Raw genomic sequence first — 13,186 nt, forward strand, 5'->3', positions numbered from 1 at the left:
TGTCAGGCGGGGGCCTGGCCTGTCAGGGCATAAAGAACGCGGATCCATGAACGGATGCCTTTATGGAAACTGCTCAGGTTATATTTCTCATTGGGTGAGTGAATACGGTCGTCATCAAGACCAAACCCGATTAGCAGAGAGGTCATACCCAGAGCCTGCTGAATTTCAGTGACAACGGGAATAGATCCGCCACATCCTGTAATGGCTGCAGGTTTCTGCCATTCGGCTTCGAGTGCGGCGAGGGCAGGGGGAAGAAATGGCATGTCAGGAGAGACCATGCTGGCCTGTGATCCGCCATGACTTATAAATTCTGCTGTGCAGTCAGCGGGCAGGCGGGCCAGCACGTGAGCACGAAAAGCTGTGCGGATTTTCTCAGGATCCTGATCGCCAACCAGACGGAAAGAGACTTTTGCAGAAGCTTTTGAGGGCAGAACGGTTTTAAAACCTTCTCCTTCATAGCCGCCGCTGATGCCGTTAATTTCAAAGCTGGGTCGGCTCCATGTCTGCTCAAGGGCTGAGTAACCAGCTTCACCAGCCGGAATGCTCAAACCAACAGGGCTAAGACTATCACCTGTTTCAGAGGCAATTTCACACCATTGCGCCCGTGTTTCTTCAGGGATAACAGGCACGCCCTCGTAAAAATCAGGCAGGGTGACGCGTCCGGTTGCGCCGTCACGCATGTCAGAGAGGATGTCACACAGTACCTGAATGGGGTTGCGGGCGGCATTGCCATACATGCCGGAGTGCAGGTCACGCTTAGCGGCTGTCAGTGTAACCTCTTCGCCGGTCATACCACGCAACATGGTGGTGATCGCCGGCTTGCCACCGCTGAGCATGTTGGTGTCGCAAATCAGGGCAACATCAGCTTTTAGTTCATCTTTGTTAGCCTGAAGGAACGGCAGCAGGTTTTCTCCGCCGGATTCTTCCTCACCTTCAAGAAGAATGCTGACATTAAGAGGCAGAGTGCCGCATGTGGTTTTAAGTGCGCGGCAGGCCTCGATAAAGGTCATAAGCTGGCCCTTATCGTCAGCGGCTCCACGTGCCGTTATTTCTTTTTCGCCAGAAGGTGTCGTGACGATAGCTGGCTCAAAAGGGTCAGAATGCCACAGGTTTAGCGGGTCAACAGGCTGTACATCATAGTGGCCATAAAACAGCACATGAGGAGCATCTGCCGGGCCTTTAATGTGAGCAACAACCATCGGGTGGCCAGGCGTGTTGCGTACACTGGCCTCAAACCCTGTGTCTGTCAGGGTTGCGGTAAGCCATTCAGCAGCTTTTCGGCAATCAGGTGCATTTTCAGGTCGTGTTGAAATGCTGGGTATACGCAGCAGCTCAAAAAGACGGTTCAGGCTGACATCAAGGTCTTTGTCGGCCTGGAGCAATGCAGCATTGAGTGTCATGAGTGTTGGTCGTCCTGTTGTCTCAAAAAATAATAGGGTCAGTGGCCGGGCTGATGAATACCAGCATGTGACCTGTAGTGTGAAAAGTGGACTAAGGCCTAAAAAGCCTCAGGTGAAAACTGGTTGAGAAAGAGATACAGCAAATTGGGCATGAAACCAAAGGAGACCATCGTTCGGGCCGTGGGGTTGATCAGGCTATACCATACAGGATCAAAATGTTCAGAAATCATAATCTGATCAGGCAGATTGCGATTGCTGAGCAGAAAATGTCTGAAGGGTGACAGTGGCTGTGTGTCAGGGGATAAGCCGCAGTTTTTATAGTAAACAGCCGGGTTGAAAAAAATATGGCCTGAGAGGTGCTCTTTGTCGCCTGCGCGCAGATAATGGTCATATCCGTTGGCATAGCCGCCGGCAGTCAGGGCCTCATCAGAAAGATGAGGGTTTTGTGCACGGTAATAGCGCTCGGAGAAGAGATAATGAGGCGATTCAGTCCGGTAGCCATGCGCACAATAATGCTCGAAGCCTGAACGCAGGGCGCCGCTGCTAAGGGCCTGCTGGGCGTCTGAACTATTCTGGCGATACCATTCTTCATGAAAATAAGGGTTGGGTGAATGACCTGAAAAAGCCCCTTCTTTGTGGTACCAGCTTTGAAGATTATCATCGGAAGACCGGAGCAGGTCTGCCCCGAGCACCTCTTTGTATTCATCGCGGTACCAGGCTGCATCAAATTTATGCCAGAGTGCTGCGTCAGGAGCTGTGGTCATAGACTGACTTTCTGTTTTTCAGAGAGAGGGTAGAATAGCTTGTGTTTCTATAAAGATGTGGAACTCAGACGGTCACCTTTCGTTCCTGCCATAGTTTTGCAAAGTCGATCTTCTGTATGATGACAGGCAGAAAGCCGGCCTCGCGGCTGAGAGTGGAAAGAACATGCCGTGCTCCCGGAAAGAGTATATGCGGAGCATCAACCAGGAGTTGAGGTTCCAGACTTTCGGGGGTGGAGTTCACAAGCGTGAAAATGCCTGCATAGGTGAGAGAGGTCTCGAAAAATGTAGTGGGTTCTTCACCTGCAGGCGGATTGCTGCTTTGCCCGCGGCACTGCAAAATAAGTTCAACCTCAAAATCTGGCTGGTCTTTCGTCAGCTGGCTGGCCCGTACATCAACAATGATGGCCATGTGAGGCCGCTCTTTAGCGATGTTATAAATAGCAGGTGCATTCATAACCTGAAATGTGACGGATTTATTATACTGAAGGCCTGTCAGTATTTGTGGTTTCCTCTGTGGCTCAGTATAACCTTTATGGGAGGACCCGGACTTTCTTTTATGGCGGGACATAATTATAAAAACTCCCTGTTCCTTATGTATGGCCGTCTTGTTTTTTGTTGCTGAAACGAGACCAGAATTCTGAAAATACTGTATAGCAGCAACATAACGCCTTTTCGAGTCTGCATCGGTAAAGCATTGTCAGAAAAGATGTCCGATCTTTTGCAGAAAGGGTAAAGACATAAAAGAAAGATCATATCTTTCTTGCCGGTGGCCCTGTATGAAGAGGGCTCCCTTGTCCTTTTTTCAGGTGTAAGGTTACAAGAAAAAACATGATCAGGTTGTTTGTAGTTATCCCTTTCCTGCTTGTTTTGCTGGTATTTTGTGCCAGTAATCAGGACCCTCAGAATATGTGGCTGATGATCTATACCTGGCGGTGCTCGCTTGGTGTGTTCGCGCTCGTAGTGTCAGCGATAGCGTTTCTTATCGGCGCTTTTTGCTTCTGGGTGTCTGAGCTTGGGCAAAGGCGGCGCGCGCGCAAAGCTGAACAACGTGTGAAAGAGCTTGAGGCTCAGCTTCTTAAGGTGCAGGCCGCGAGTATTTCTGATGTCGCACCTGCCGCCCATACACCTGATTCTTTAACAGAAGAGTCTGTCAGAACATGAAACGTCATACCGGTCTTATCGTTGCTCTTGATACGCAGGATGTTGCTCAGGCACGCGCCTGGGCAGGTGCCGTGGGGCCTGCTGCCGGAGCTGTGAAGCTGGGGCTTGAGTTTGCTTATTCAGCCGGGCTTGACGCGATGGCAGAGGTTGCGGGTGGCGTACCGCTTTTTCTCGACCTGAAACTGCATGATATTCCTAATACTGTGGGTTCAGCAGTGCGGGCATTATCGCATTTGCGCCCGCGTTTGCTGACACTGCATGCCTCTGGCGGCCGCGCCATGATGGAAGCCGCACGCAAAGCCTGTGATGAGGCCTTTCCTGAAGGGGAGAGACCAGCTCTGCTGGCCGTGACAGTGCTTACCAGCCTTGATGATCAGGCCCTTGCAGAAACAGGTGTGAATGATACCCCACGCAACCAGGTGCTGCGTCTTGGTAAGCTCGCCGTTTCTTCAGGAATGGATGGTCTGGTGTGTTCGGCTCATGAACTCAGTCCGTTGCGTGACGCGCTGGGGGATGCACCTTTGCTGGTTACACCTGGTATTCGCCCGGCAGGTAGTCAGGCCGGCGATCAGAAGCGTATTATGACGCCTGCGCAGGCACGTGATGCTGGCGCCGACTGGATTGTTGTGGGGCGCCCTGTTACTCAGGCTGCTGACCCGGCCGAAGCAGCCCGTGCGATTGCAGCAGAGCTGGCAGGTTAACCCATGATACAGCCGAGCAGCTTGACGCGCAGAGGTATTAAAATTTGTGGCCTGACAGAAGAGGCAGGTTTTGATGCCTGTGTTGAGCATCAGGCTGACTGGGTTGGTTTTGTTTTTTTTGATCGTTCACCGCGCAATGTGGCCCCGCAGCGGGCACAGACCTTATCATTACGTCATGCCGGCGGGCCTGAGCGGGTAGGGTTATTTGTGCACCCTGAGAATGATGACATAGCCCGTGTACTGGACTATGTTTCGCTTGATGTTCTACAGGTTTATGCTAGTCCTGCACGGGTGAGTGAGATACAGCAGTGTTTTGGGTTGCCTGTCTGGCTTTCATATGCCGTTACCCGGCGGAGCGACCTGCCGGAGGCAGAGATGTTGTTTGCTGACCGGCTTTTGATCGAACCTAAGCCACCTGCTCAGTCTGATCGCCCTGGTGGTAATGCCGTTATGCTTGACTGGTCTGTTCTGACTGGCTGGACTCCTGATTTTGAATGGATGCTGGCAGGTGGTCTGACACCGCATAACGTGGCTCAGGCTATTGGGCAGACGGGCGCACCTGCGGTTGATGTGTCCTCCGGTGTTGAGGTCTCCCCTGGGCAAAAAAGTCCTGAAGCGATTAAGGCTTTTATCAGAAATGCCCGCTATGATGCTTTTTCTGTCTGAAATACCCTGAGAAGTGAAAATTTCTCTTGCCAGTTTCGTCAGGCTTGCTATTACCGGTGCGCGCCGGAGAGATGGCCGAGCGGCTTAAGGCGCACGCTTGGAAAGCGTGTGTACGTTAATAGCGTACCGAGGGTTCGAATCCCTCTCTCTCCGCCATACTCTTATAAAATATCCAATAAAAACAAAGAGATAACGAATTTCCTAAAATCGTTACCCCTTTTGTACCCCCTCTTAAAACGATCGCTAGGGCGGCTTGCGTCCTCTTAATCCCCTTTGTGCTTTGGCGTGACTAACACACCGGAGGGCGCGGGACGGCAGACCATGCATACCCATCCCTCTGACGGGTCATAATCATCTGCCCGCTTATACCATTCCTGACACCCGCATACTGAGCAGGGGCCGTCTCCTGTTAGGCTCAGGACCTATTAATTCATTGAACTGAGCGAGAGATTGTGATTCACAGGCTTACCGATGGAGGATGAGCCTGTGAGTGATGTATTTTTACTGTCTGAACGTCAGATGGAGCGGATTGAGCCATTTTTTCCTCTGGCGCACGGCGTGCCCCGCGTGGATGACCGGCGTGTTCTGAGCGGGATCGTTTATGTGATCCGCAACGGGCTTCAGTGGAAAGATGCTCCCAAAGCGTATGGCCCGCACAAGACCTTATATAATCGCTTCATTCGCTGGAGCCGCCTGGGTGTCTTTGACAGGATCTTTAAAACCCTGGCAGAACGGCAGCCTCTCTGCTTAAAAAGGGGCTTTTCCTCGCCATACCGGACGCACAAAAGGCGGTCTGAACTCAAAACTGCATGCCATGTGCGATGATCCGGGGCGGCCTGTCCGCCTGCATCTGACTGCAGGACAGGTCAGTGACTTCAAAGGCGCAGACGTGCTGCTGGCAGATCTACCCGACAAGACAGAAGAAATCATCGGGGACAGGGGGCTATGACAGCAACAGGATCAGGTTATGGCTTGCAGAACGCACTATCACAGCCTGTATTCCGCCGAAGAAGAACCGGAAATCAAAGCCACCTTACGACTGGCATCTGTATAAAAAGCGTCACCTGATCGAAAACATGTTCGCAAAGCTCAAAGACTGGCGACGGGTGGCAACACGATATGATCGCTGCACTCATACCTTCATGTCCGCAATCTATATCGCTGCAAGCTTCATCTTCTATCTTAAAGAATGAGTCCTGAGCCTAGTCAGTCCTGTCACAGCGGACGTACCTCAATGACAGTCATGCTCTGCGGCCCGTAACGGCGTGTCAGGTGAGCATCGACAATCTGTACATCATCATTCCACATGATACGATTTAAAGCATCAGCGGCGGTCTTCATCTGGTTATCTATGTCTGGCCTGCTGACCGGCAGTACCTGACCGGCAACAGCCGGAATTTTCGTGAAGAGACGTTCACCGACCTTCTCATAATGGGACTGGTTCCTTTCGAATCGCTTCAGATTATGACTGACTTTCCCCTGAATGAGGCCGCAACAAAAGAAGACATGGACTGGGATTTCGCGGCTTCAAAAGTCTTAAAACTGTTTATACGACGATCAAAGGTTTTGAGGCCATGCGCGCACTAAAAACGGGGCAGGTCAAACTCTTCCAGTCTCAGGAGGGCATTATGGGAGTAGTGCGCCTGATCGAAAGGCAGTTTGGGATCTGCACCTCCTGAAAAGCCTCCGTAAATTTTTTTGGACAACAATAATATCAATTGGTTATGATTTTAAATTGACCCCAAAAGAGGGTTTTTAGAACCCTCCATTTTATTATGATAAAATAATGCACAGCCAATTAATTGAAAGTGAAAAAGAAACTATTGAAAAGAAATATTGTATATATATTATGAATATTAGGTTCATTATATTAATATTTTGCTGATATAAAAATAAATGCAATTAAAAATAAAAAAATGAAGTTATAAAAAATAATCTTTTTGAAAAAATGGAACCGATAATAAAAGATATAGTTCAAATTATAGAAAAAATTTTTATTTTATCTTTTTTTAATTCTTCATAGAAAGAAAACAGAACCGCTTTACTGACGAACTGGCGAGTGAAAGACCTGAAAGGCGTCATTACGCCGTGTCTGGAGGGTTTCATCGAGAGCATAGCCCTCCTGATCCACGGCCCGCAGCATAGGTAGGGTCGAACTTACGGCTCCACCGGCAGGGATCATCGCGGGTCAACTCATCTCTTGGTTCTCAATGGAGTAAGAAAGGTCCATCCAGTAAAATGAAGAGATGGAAACAGTTGAAAAAAGCAGCTCAGAAAGCAAAGGATGCTGGAAAGAAGCTGATGAATATAGATCTTCGTGAATTCTAAAGAGGAAAAAATGGCAGATACATACCCAAAGTTTGATATAAGAAAATATATTAAGAAATATGGTGAATTAAATTACAGAAAAGATGTGCCAGAGAAAATTTGTGAAAAATATAAGGGAAAACTTCCTAACGATCTTATTTTATTCTGGCAGGAATATGGTATTGGAACATGGTTAAACGGAAAATTTCAGTTTTGTATTCCTTCTGATTACTCAGGAATAGTAGATATTCTGTTCTCTGGTGATCCGGATATTATTCCAGAAAAAACTCATATAATTGGATATTCTGCATTTGGAGATCTTTTAATTTGGAATGAACGTTTTCAGCGCTGTGAAGTCAGTTTACCATATTTAACAATGAGTATTCCGAAAATTGATTTTAATACATTTGGAACAGAAAATTTTCCGTTAAGCACAGTTGTGGCTGGAATTAAATACCCTGAATATTTTTATATTGAACCATCTGATGATCAATACCCTTCGTTATTTGAAGAAGCTGTTGATAAGATTGGCGAAGTGACTTTAGATAAATGCTACGGTTTTTTTCCGGCACTCGCACTTGGTGGTTCTGCATCGGTGAAACATATCCAGATCGTCGATGCTCGGGTTCATTTTATACTTCTTGCTCAGATGGGTAATTTACGGATTCTTCGCGAAAATGAACAGGATAATACGGAATTTGTCCGTAATGCTGGCGAAACAACATCATAGAGGTAATTTATATTTCTTTATGTGTTCTGACTTTTGTTTAAAATAACCATAAAATTCCGGTTTAAGTAAAGAAACGTTTCCACCACGAACGGGGTGAACACTCACCCCGTTCGTTCACCGGAATACCTGATTTTTGTTTACTTTCTACGTTAGAGGTGAACGTAGGGTGATCGCGTTCAGCTAAAAGTGCCTCAGCTATAGCCAGACATATTCTTAAATCAGTATTTTTATCGTGTAGTTCTTTAAGGTAATTTTTATCTTTTTGAGCATTCTCTGTTCGACGGTTTAATTCTTTTTGTAAACTAACTATGGCTAGTCGCATGGTCGACATTGTTTCTTCGTTCACCCTGTGTGTTCGGGGAAGACAGAGAGTTTAAAGGAACACTTACACGAACAGTTCCACTATTATCTGTAATTTGCTTATAAGTAAGTTATTCCGTCTTTGTCATGATACTTTATTTTATAAATATCTATTAATAACAACAATATAATATCATTTTTAAGTTTTAAATCGCTGATTTTATGTTTTTTTGTAAAGACTTTCAGAAGCTTCCTTTATATCCTGCTTCCAGTCGGACATTGCGTTCAACTCCGGAGAGTCGATCGCGTGCCGGGTATGATGGCGCGAAAAAAAAGAACGGATCGAAGCTGCATATGGCGGTCGATACCCTGGGGCATCTTCTTGCCCTGCACGTCACTCTGGCAAACAGGGCTATACCGGATCAAAAGCAACGGAAGCCGCTGAAGAGCACAATATTACCATCGAAATCGTCAGGCGGCCTCAGACAAAACGGGGTTTTGTGTTGTTGCCCTGACGATGGATCGTGGAAAGATCATTCGCGTGGGCAACACGGTGCAGAAGGCTCGTGAAAGACTACGAGCGCTGCGTTTCAACACTTGCCGCAATGCACATCGTAGCCTTCGCTGGTTTCATGTTGAAAAACGCAGCCCGACTGCTCACGCAAAGTGCATAACACCCTCTGGTATAATTTAAGGTGGCAGGAAGAATAAAAAATCATTCAAAAACAAAGAGCAGAAGCTGAAAAAAAAGAAACAGGACGCTCTTGAATGCCAACCTTATTGACCAGGAGACCCAGGTTTTATTCTGGGTATGTGTTTCGTAAGATTTGACCCAAGATTTCGTGAGCAGCTTAGATCGCAACTTAAAGTTTATGCATTCTGTGCCACTTTAAAAAATATTGGATTTACAAGTCAGGCTAGAGATATGCAGTCTTATCAGAGGCTTGCTATGAGCCTTCTGTTTATTATGGATAAAATTATTATTGATCCTGAATCCTATCCTTTTGCGTTATCTGAAGTTGAGTTTGCAACCTATGCTACGCAAATTTTTGATGGTGAAATTCAGAATATACAAAGCACTTACCATGCTCCAAGTTATTATATAGATGCTGCAAAACTGGCAATGATATCTGTTTTTGGTTTGGTTTCTGGTGCAATAATGACAGCAGTAATGCCTGAAATGCTTGCGGCTGGTGCGGTTATGTCTCGTTTAGCACCAGCATAGCGAAATCAGTTGCAAGTGGTGTAGGAGGGAAGATAGCAGCCGCAGTGCTACCTGTTGATCTTAGAAAAGATTATCAACACAAAACACTTTGGCCAATTTATAACCTTGACCTTGACCTTGACCTTGACCTTGACCTTGACCTTGAACGCCGGAAAATAAAATAATGATTTCATCACTTATAAAAGTGATAGGAGATTTTTCTTATAAACATTCAGGTATTGTAGGTATTTCATTCATTTTATGTTCATATTGGCAGTTTTTTAAAGGGTATGATTTATGGCCTTTTGTTTTGATTTTATCTACAATGGTAGGTCTGGCGATGTGGCCCTTTGATGAAGAGCAAAAAAAGTGGAAAAAAAAGAGTAAATTAAGATCTATATATGTAAGTGTATCTATACCTTTGGTGCTTATATTTCAGGCATTACTTCCTTATATATCATAAGGATATGATTTTTAACCTTTGTTTTTTCTAACAGAAAAGACTGCTTCACAGAAAAAGCGAAAGGACTGAGCGGTAACTCTGACCTTTCAGCATAACCTGCCAGATGCCGGAAATCTGCTCAAATACGTCACTCTTGCATCAGCTACGCAGGCGCCGGTGCACGTTTTTCAACTATCAGAACGGACAGGCAGATCATGCAAGGGAATGCCGGCATGGTAACGATACAGAACCGCTTTCACAAATAAACTGCTATCGTCAGTTATCCCGTCGACATGGCCTTCATGACCCCGGGAGAAGATTTTTTGTCCGCTCCCGCTGGCTGTCACTCAGGCCATATCGTCGCATCTATTCTCTCCCTGCAAGCAGAGAGAAGCACAGAAGCCGAAGCACCCGAAATGTTCAGACCCGCAGGGTCTGAACATTGGTGGATATTTTAGTAGTGAACTGAGGCTGAATCGAGAGGTGTCGCTTTCGGCGGGACGAAAGTGGTGAGGTCAATCCCTTCGACAGCAGCTTTATATTCCTCATCGTTAGGTATACGTCCAAGGATCGCAGACAGCACAACAACAGGTGTTGAGGCCAGAAGCGATTCTCCTTTCTTTACGCTGGAGTCTTCAACAACGCGTCCCTGGAAGAGGCGGGTTGACGTTGCAAGAACGGTATCACCCTTAGCGGCTTTTTCCTGGTTACCCATGCACAGGTTACAACCAGGGCGTTCCAGATACAGAATATTTTCGTATTCTGTACGTGCTGCTGCTTTTGGCTTATCATCGTTAAATTCAAAGCCAGAGTAACGTTCCAGAACTTCCCAGTCGCCTTCTGCTTTCAGCTCGTCAATGATGTTGTAGGTTGGTGCGGCAACGACAAGCGGTGCTTTAAACTCAACTTTACCCTGATTTTTTTCAAGGTTTTTGAGCATCTGAGCAACAATTTTCATGTCGCCTTTATGCACCATGCACGAACCAACAAACCCAAGGTCAACTTTCTTATTGCCGCCATAATAGGAAACAGGGCGAATAGTGTCATGGGTATAACGCTTAGACACATCAGGGTTGTTTACGTCAGGATCAGCAATCATAGGCTCGTTGATCTGATCAAGGTCAACAACAACTTCAGCGAAATATTTTGCGTTTGCATCAGGGGTCAGAGCAGGTTTTTCACCTGAACGGATCTCAGCAATACGCTTGTCAGCTTTAGCAATCAGGCCTTTCAGCGTACCGGCGGCATTGTCCATGCCTTTGTCGATCATGATCTGAATGCGTGACTTGGCAATTTCAAGCGATTCTATCAGCGTCTCATCCTGCGAGATACAGATCGCTGCTTTTGCCTTCATCTCAGCCGTCCAGTCGGTGAAGGTAAAGGCCTGGTCAGCGAGCAGTGTGCCGATATGTACTTCGATAATGCGCCCCTGGAAAACGTTATCGCCACATTGCTTAAGCATCTGCGCCTGTGTTGCATGCACCACGTCACGGAAGTCCATGTGTGGCTGCATTTTGCCTTTAAACGTGACCTTAACAGACTGAGGGATGGGCATTGTTGCTTCACCCGTGGCCAGTGCAAGGGCTACGGTGCCTGAGTCAGCGCCAAAAGCAACGCCTTTAGACATACGGGTGTGGCTGTCACCACCGATGATGATCGCGGCATCATCAATCGTGATGTCGTTCAGAACTTTATGAATAACGTCTGTCATCGGATGATAGACGCCTTTTGGGTCGCGTGCAGTGATCAGACCGAAATTATTCATGAATTTCATGAGTTTCGGAATGTTTGCCTGTGCTTTTTTGTCCCAAACTGAAGCCGTATGACAGCCAGACTGATAGGCACCGTCTACGAGAGGAGAAATGACAGTCGCTGCCATTGCCTCAAGTTCCTGTGCAGTCATCAGACCGGTCGTGTCCTGAGACCCGACGATATTTACTTTTACACGGACGTCTGAACCTGCATGCAGGACTTTACCCGGTGTGACACCAACAGCGTTGCGGTTGAAGATTTTTTCAACAGCAGTCAGACCCTGGCCATCAACTGTGATTTCTTTGTTGGGAGCAAAAACCTTGGGCGCTTTTTCGCCAAGAGTCTCAGCGGCAAACGTCTGGAGCTTTTTGCCGAAAACGATAGCATAAGAGCTGCCGGCTTTCATGAACTCCAGTTTCTGAGGCGTAAATGAAGAGGCAATATCAACCAGCTCTTTACCATTTTCGTCACGAAGCTGCTTGTTTTTTACATCAATAGTCAGAACAGTGCCGGTCGCAACTGAGAATTTTTGTTCAAGAACCGGGTTGCCGTCTTTGTCCAGCACAGGTTTGTTGTCTGCGTCGGTTTTTTTAACCCAGTTTTTCAGGTTAATACCGATACCGCCGGTCACATCCACTGTGGTTGCAAAAATCGGTGAGATACCGTTAGTGCCCGCGACGATAGGAGCAAAGTTAACAAAGGGAACATAAGGGCTGGCCTGTTTGCCGGTCCAGAGCGCAACGTTGTTCACGCCTGACATACGGGATGAGCCAACGCCCATTGTACCTTTTTCGGCAATCATCATCACCCGGGCATCAGGGTGTTTCTTTTGCAGCGCAACGATTTCTTTCTGCGCCTCAGGTGAGATCATGCACTGACCATGCAGCTCACGGTCTGAGCGGGAGTGTGCCTGGTTACCCGGAGACAGAAGGTCAGTTGAGATATCGCCTTCAGCAGCGATAAACGTCACAACTTTAATTTCGTCTTCTACGGCAGGTAGTTTGGTAAAGAATTCAGCCCTGGCATAGCTTTCGAGTACGTCTTTTGCGACGGCATTGCCAGCTTTATAGGCGTCACGCAGACGGAACATGTCAGCGTCGTAGAGGAATACCTGGGTTTTCAGCACTTCGCCGGCCTGGGCAGAAATTTCACCCTTATCACCAAGTGCGATGTCGAGCAGAACTTTAACTGACGGGCCGCCTTTCATGTGTGAAAGCAGCTCAAGAGCAAAAGCTGGTGTAATTTCCGGGACAACTGTTTCGCCCAGAACAATTTTTTTAAGGAATTCTGCTTTCACACCAGCGGCGCTGGTTGTGCCTGGCAGTGTGTTGTAAATAAAGAATTTAAGGGCATCAGCACGGTGCTCGTTACCGGCGTCCTCAATTAACGCAATAATGTCACGAACCAGCCCACCGTCGTCGATTGGCTTGGGAGCAAGTCCTTGATTTTTTCTGTCCTTAATTTCGGCCAGGTAATCTGAGTAGGCGTTCATGGCAATTCCAACGTCATTGATGTGTGTGGACCTGAAACACAGTCCTGCAAACCGGTGGTGGCTGAGCTGGCAACGGTCAGACCGATTTCAGTTACGTCAGCTACCTTCGACAGACAAGACACTGTATTCCAGCAAAACAGTCCTTTTAATTCAGCGTTCACCGCTTAAAAAGCAACCCACATGCCTGTCAGACCAGCCTGCACAGCCAGCCTCACTTCACTGGGCTTTGCTTATCTGACTGATGATGGGGCTTTTGTCATTTCAAAT

13 protein-coding genes, 1 tRNA gene and 4 pseudogenes are annotated in these 13,186 nt (G+C 47.2%); 12 read left to right on the plus strand and 6 right to left on the minus strand.

Features of this window, described 5'->3' with window-relative positions:
* Positions 1-2 precede the first annotated feature (2 nt).
* The 3 genes from GOB58_RS07430 to GOB58_RS07440 all read right to left on the minus strand — a co-directional run bounded on the left by GOB58_RS07430 (position 3) and on the right by GOB58_RS07440 (position 2,732).
* A complete protein-coding gene (locus tag GOB58_RS07430) occupies positions 3-1,400 on the minus strand; it encodes a dipeptidase (RefSeq protein WP_173559783.1) in 1,398 nt (465 codons plus the stop codon).
* A gap of 98 nt (positions 1,401-1,498) precedes the next feature.
* On the minus strand, positions 1,499-2,164 hold the full coding sequence (locus GOB58_RS07435) for a glycosyl transferase (RefSeq protein WP_173559784.1): 666 nt from the start codon (positions 2,162-2,164) through the stop codon (positions 1,499-1,501).
* Positions 2,165-2,228: 64 nt separating this feature from the next.
* Positions 2,229-2,732 carry a protein-export chaperone SecB gene (locus GOB58_RS07440; RefSeq protein WP_086553722.1) on the minus strand — a complete coding sequence of 168 codons (504 nt, stop codon included), beginning with the start codon at positions 2,730-2,732 and terminating at the stop codon, positions 2,229-2,231.
* Positions 2,733-2,992: 260 nt separating this feature from the next.
* Here GOB58_RS07440 and GOB58_RS07445 point away from each other — a divergent pair, with 260 nt between their 5' ends.
* The 5 genes and pseudogenes from GOB58_RS07445 (at position 2,993) to GOB58_RS07465 (ending at position 5,885) form a co-directional block, all read left to right on the plus strand.
* Complete coding sequence (locus GOB58_RS07445) at positions 2,993-3,325, plus strand: lipopolysaccharide assembly protein LapA domain-containing protein (protein WP_086553701.1); 333 nt, start codon at positions 2,993-2,995, stop codon at positions 3,323-3,325.
* Positions 3,322-4,026, plus strand: a complete 705-nt coding sequence (pyrF, locus tag GOB58_RS07450) for an orotidine-5'-phosphate decarboxylase (RefSeq protein ID WP_173559785.1) — start codon at positions 3,322-3,324, stop codon at positions 4,024-4,026. Before GOB58_RS07445 ends, pyrF begins: the two co-directional genes overlap by 4 nt.
* 3 nt (positions 4,027-4,029) lie before the next feature.
* Positions 4,030-4,692, plus strand: coding sequence for a phosphoribosylanthranilate isomerase (locus tag GOB58_RS07455; RefSeq protein ID WP_173559786.1), 663 nt, complete (start codon positions 4,030-4,032; stop codon positions 4,690-4,692).
* Between the two features lie 65 nt (positions 4,693-4,757).
* Positions 4,758-4,848 (plus strand) — tRNA-Ser (locus GOB58_RS07460).
* Positions 4,849-5,178: 330 nt separating this feature from the next.
* A pseudogene (locus GOB58_RS07465) lies at positions 5,179-5,885 on the plus strand (IS5 family transposase).
* A gap of 22 nt (positions 5,886-5,907) precedes the next feature.
* On the opposite strand, the gene GOB58_RS13220 reads toward GOB58_RS07465, so the two are convergent.
* Complete coding sequence (locus tag GOB58_RS13220; protein ID WP_407651755.1) at positions 5,908-6,177, minus strand: RusA family crossover junction endodeoxyribonuclease; 270 nt, start codon at positions 6,175-6,177, stop codon at positions 5,908-5,910.
* On the opposite strand from GOB58_RS13220, the gene GOB58_RS13350 reads away from it, so the two are divergent.
* The 4 genes and pseudogenes from GOB58_RS13350 (at position 6,124) to GOB58_RS07480 (ending at position 7,729) form a co-directional block, all read left to right on the plus strand.
* Complete coding sequence (locus tag GOB58_RS13350) at positions 6,124-6,279, plus strand: hypothetical protein (RefSeq protein WP_407651751.1); 156 nt, start codon at positions 6,124-6,126, stop codon at positions 6,277-6,279. The genes GOB58_RS13220 and GOB58_RS13350 overlap by 54 nt on opposite strands.
* Positions 6,213-6,371, plus strand: a pseudogene (locus GOB58_RS13080) (IS6 family transposase); the annotation flags it as partial. The gene GOB58_RS13350 and the pseudogene GOB58_RS13080, both read left to right, overlap by 67 nt.
* A gap of 505 nt (positions 6,372-6,876) precedes the next feature.
* Positions 6,877-7,020: pseudogene (locus GOB58_RS13355) on the plus strand (polymorphic toxin type 15 domain-containing protein); the annotation flags it as partial.
* 10 nt (positions 7,021-7,030) lie between these two features.
* Positions 7,031-7,729, plus strand: coding sequence for a GAD-like domain-containing protein (locus tag GOB58_RS07480; RefSeq protein WP_173559787.1), 699 nt, complete (start codon positions 7,031-7,033; stop codon positions 7,727-7,729).
* A 61-nt stretch (positions 7,730-7,790) separates the two neighbouring features.
* Here GOB58_RS07480 and GOB58_RS07485 read toward each other — a convergent pair whose 3' ends face one another.
* Positions 7,791-8,060 (minus strand): hypothetical protein, encoded by a 270-nt coding sequence (locus tag GOB58_RS07485; RefSeq protein WP_194299665.1) that lies wholly within the window; start codon positions 8,058-8,060, stop codon positions 7,791-7,793.
* Between the two features lie 239 nt (positions 8,061-8,299).
* Between GOB58_RS07485 and GOB58_RS07490 the strand changes: the two are divergent.
* The 3 genes and pseudogenes from GOB58_RS07490 to GOB58_RS07500 form a co-directional block, all read left to right on the plus strand.
* Positions 8,300-8,703: pseudogene (locus GOB58_RS07490) on the plus strand (transposase); the annotation flags it as partial.
* 251 nt (positions 8,704-8,954) lie between these two features.
* Positions 8,955-9,254 (plus strand): hypothetical protein, encoded by a 300-nt coding sequence (locus GOB58_RS07495; protein ID WP_173559788.1) that lies wholly within the window; start codon positions 8,955-8,957, stop codon positions 9,252-9,254.
* A 163-nt stretch (positions 9,255-9,417) separates the two neighbouring features.
* Complete coding sequence (locus tag GOB58_RS07500) at positions 9,418-9,696, plus strand: hypothetical protein (protein WP_173559789.1); 279 nt, start codon at positions 9,418-9,420, stop codon at positions 9,694-9,696.
* A gap of 433 nt (positions 9,697-10,129) precedes the next feature.
* Here GOB58_RS07500 and GOB58_RS07505 read toward each other — a convergent pair whose 3' ends face one another.
* Positions 10,130-12,919 carry a bifunctional aconitate hydratase 2/2-methylisocitrate dehydratase gene (locus tag GOB58_RS07505; protein ID WP_173559790.1) on the minus strand — a complete coding sequence of 930 codons (2,790 nt, stop codon included), beginning with the start codon at positions 12,917-12,919 and terminating at the stop codon, positions 10,130-10,132.
* Between the last annotated feature and the right edge of the window lie 267 nt (positions 12,920-13,186).

Origin of the sequence: Acetobacter thailandicus (assembly GCF_011516655.1) — a bacterium.
Lineage (GTDB): Bacteria > Pseudomonadota > Alphaproteobacteria > Acetobacterales > Acetobacteraceae > Acetobacter > Acetobacter thailandicus.

Bases quoted from the DNA above. Each gene is read 5' to 3' on its own strand.
- GOB58_RS07430 (WP_173559783.1), bottom strand. From the start codon at position 1,400: ATGACACTCAATGCTGCATTGCTCCAGGCCGACAAAGACCTTGATGTC.
- GOB58_RS07435 (WP_173559784.1), bottom strand. From the start codon at position 2,164: ATGACCACAGCTCCTGACGCAGCACTCTGGCATAAATTTGATGCAGCC.
- GOB58_RS07440 (WP_086553722.1), bottom strand. From the start codon at position 2,732: ATGTCCCGCCATAAAAGAAAGTCCGGGTCCTCCCATAAAGGTTATACT.
- GOB58_RS07445 (WP_086553701.1), top strand. From the start codon at position 2,993: ATGATCAGGTTGTTTGTAGTTATCCCTTTCCTGCTTGTTTTGCTGGTA.
- pyrF (WP_173559785.1), top strand. From the start codon at position 3,322: ATGAAACGTCATACCGGTCTTATCGTTGCTCTTGATACGCAGGATGTT.
- GOB58_RS07455 (WP_173559786.1), top strand. From the start codon at position 4,030: ATGATACAGCCGAGCAGCTTGACGCGCAGAGGTATTAAAATTTGTGGC.
- GOB58_RS13350 (WP_407651751.1), top strand. From the start codon at position 6,124: ATGGGACTGGTTCCTTTCGAATCGCTTCAGATTATGACTGACTTTCCC.
- GOB58_RS07480 (WP_173559787.1), top strand. From the start codon at position 7,031: ATGGCAGATACATACCCAAAGTTTGATATAAGAAAATATATTAAGAAA.
- GOB58_RS07485 (WP_194299665.1), bottom strand. From the start codon at position 8,060: ATGTCGACCATGCGACTAGCCATAGTTAGTTTACAAAAAGAATTAAAC.
- GOB58_RS07495 (WP_173559788.1), top strand. From the start codon at position 8,955: ATGCAGTCTTATCAGAGGCTTGCTATGAGCCTTCTGTTTATTATGGAT.
- GOB58_RS07500 (WP_173559789.1), top strand. From the start codon at position 9,418: ATGATTTCATCACTTATAAAAGTGATAGGAGATTTTTCTTATAAACAT.
- GOB58_RS07505 (WP_173559790.1), bottom strand. From the start codon at position 12,919: ATGAACGCCTACTCAGATTACCTGGCCGAAATTAAGGACAGAAAAAAT.